This is a genomic window from Burkholderia sp. SIMBA_051 (assembly GCF_046534915.1).
In the GTDB taxonomy this organism is placed as follows: Bacteria; Pseudomonadota; Gammaproteobacteria; order Burkholderiales; family Burkholderiaceae; genus Burkholderia; species Burkholderia ambifaria.
On the sequence record NZ_JAWRXS010000572.1, the window covers coordinates 1 to 254 of the forward strand.

The window sequence follows — 254 nt, forward strand, 5'->3', positions numbered from 1 at the left end:
GTGGCCGTCATCGCCCACAGCGACAGCGCCGTCGCGCTTTTTTCCTTCGGATATGAGCCGAGCAGAATTGCCTGCGAAAGCGGAATCAGCGGACCCGCCACGGCGCCCTGCAACACGCGCGAGGCGAGCAGCACGATCAGATTCGGCGCGACGCCGCACAGCCACGACGAAAACACGAACAGCACGATGGCGGCCACGAACAGCCTGATCTGGCCGACGCGTTGCGTGAGCCAGCCCGTCAGCGGAATCGCGAC

At 65.4% G+C, this 254-nt stretch carries 1 protein-coding gene; it reads right to left on the reverse strand.

Going from position 1 to position 254, the window contains the following annotated elements; all coding sequences use genetic code 11:
• A partial coding sequence (locus tag SB771_RS35770; protein WP_410722138.1) for an MFS transporter occupies positions 1 to 254 on the reverse strand: 254 nt, incomplete at both ends.